Source organism: Saccharothrix hoggarensis, assembly GCF_042678885.1.
GTDB lineage: Bacteria > Actinomycetota > Actinomycetes > Mycobacteriales > Pseudonocardiaceae > Actinosynnema > Actinosynnema hoggarensis.
This window is the reverse complement of the sequence record NZ_JBHTLK010000456.1, coordinates 1-1,944: the sequence shown is the minus strand read 5'-3', so window position 1 is coordinate 1,944 and position 1,944 is coordinate 1. Positions and strand designations below refer to the sequence as shown.

The 1,944-nt window shown below is 76.2% G+C and carries 2 protein-coding genes and 1 pseudogene; all 3 read right to left on the bottom strand.

Features of this window, described 5'->3' with window-relative positions:
* Window positions 1-349 (bottom strand): annotated as a pseudogene (locus ACFQ3T_RS36340) (hypothetical protein); the annotation flags it as partial.
* Window positions 346-1,401, bottom strand: a complete 1,056-nt coding sequence (locus tag ACFQ3T_RS36335; RefSeq protein WP_380730663.1) for a glycosyltransferase — start codon at window positions 1,399-1,401, stop codon at window positions 346-348. The gene ACFQ3T_RS36335 and the pseudogene ACFQ3T_RS36340, both read right to left, overlap by 4 nt.
* On the bottom strand, window positions 1,391-1,944 hold a 554-nt coding region (locus ACFQ3T_RS36330; RefSeq protein ID WP_380730661.1), incomplete at its 5' end, for an O-antigen ligase family protein. The genes ACFQ3T_RS36330 and ACFQ3T_RS36335, both read right to left, overlap by 11 nt.

The window sequence follows — 1,944 nt, the reverse complement described above, 5'->3', positions numbered from 1 at the left end:
GCGCGATGCCCGTTGCGGCCTGGGCGGCCTCGTCGGCGGTCGGCGCGCGCACCGACAGCCTCGCCAGGCCGGACGCGGGCACCAGCTCCACCGACACGCGCCGGGCCAGCTCGTCGATCGGGACGCCGATCTCACCGGCCGGCCCGCGCAGCACGGACGGGCTCCGCGACACCTCGACCAGCGCGGGCAGCGACAGGGCGACGACCTCGCCGTACTGGTCCGGGCCGGTGGCGACGGCCAGCAGGCCGACCCGGCTCTCGTGCTCCTCGCCGCCCACCTCGACGGCGACCAGCACCGCCACGGCGACGAGCACCGCGACACCGACGCTGATCAGCAGGGATCGCCTCATGACGCGTCGACCGCCTCGCGCAGCAGCGCGTCGTAGGACCGCATCAGCGAGCGCGGGTCGTGCCGCCGTTCGACTGTCGCCCGGCCGGCCTCGCCCAACCGGTCCCGCGCCTCGGTGTCGAACAGCAGGGACCGCAACGCGTCCGCCGTCGCCGCCGGGTCGCGGCGCGGCACGACGACACCGCCGCCGGAGGCCAGCACCTGCCGCACACCGTCCACATCGGACGCGACGACGGGCCGTCCGGCGGCCAGGGACTCCAGCACCGCGATCGGCATGCCCTCCCAGTCGCTCGTGAGCACGGTGACGTCGGCGGCGGCCAGCAGGTCCGGCACGTCGCAGCGGTTGCCCAGGAACCGGATCCGGTCGTCGACGCCCAGCTCCGCCGCGCGCCGCTCCAGCGCGTCCCGCAGGCTGCCGTCGCCCGCGAGCCACAGCACCGCGTAGCCGTCCAGCTTCGCCCACGCCTCCAGCAGCACGTCGTGCCGCTTCTGCGGTTCCAGCCGCGCCGGGCACAGCGCGACCGGCACGCGCGGGTCGACGCCGTGCACCGCGCGGACCGCGTCGCGGTCCACCCGTTCGGGTTGCGGGAACACCGCGTTCGGGATCACCACCGGGTCGGGCACGCCCGCCTCGCGCAGCCGGTCGGCCGTCACGTCGGCGACCGCGACGACGGTCCGCGAGGTGCGTTTGAGGATGCGGGCCGCGCCGGTGTAGTCCGCGTCGGCCACGCCGTGGAACACCGTCAGCAGCGGCAGCCGGCGTGGTAGCACCGCGAGCCGGGCGACCAGGCTGGCCGAGACGTTGTGCGCGAGCACCACCTCCGGCCGGAAGCTGCGGATCGCGGCCTTGGTGGCCGTGGTCGCGCGCAGCACGCCCGTCGCGCGCCGCCGCGCCACGGGCACGGTGAACGTCGGCACGCCGAGCGCGCGCAACGCCTCGGCCCGGTGCCCGCCGCCGCTGGCGACGGCGGACTCCCAGCCGAACTGCCCGCCCGACCGGGCCATCCCGGCGACCAGGGCTTCCGCGCCACCGGTCCCCATCTCACTGATCACGTGGAGCACACGCAACGTCGCTCGTCCTCCTCAGGCGCAGGTCGGCCGCGGCCACGACCGCGACCAGCGACCACAACGGCAGGTAGTACTGCTGGGACAGGAAGGTGGAGGCGACCACGACCGCGACCAGGGCCGACTGCGCGGCGAGGACCGGCCGCGGGTCGGTGGTGGCGCGCAGCACGCGTTCGCTGGTGACGGCGGTGACGACGAGGAGGCCCGCGAACAGCGCGAACCCCGGCAGGCCGAGTTCGGCGGCCACTTCGAGGTACATGTTGTGCGCCACGGGGCTCTGCTCGTCGATCTCGGCGTTGTGCGACGCCGCCGGGTAGCCGGCGCGGAACCCGCCGGGCCCGACGCCGAGGGCGGGGTGGTCGGCGACCATCCGCGCGGCGGCCTGCCAGCGCAGCTCGCGGGTGTCCACGTTGGTCCCGGCGACGTGGGTCTTCTCCCGCAGCGCCCGGTCCAGCTCCGGCCCGGCGTACAGGGCGACCGCCACGCCCAGCGCGGCCAGCGCGGCCGCCGAGCCCGCCAACGCCCGGAGCG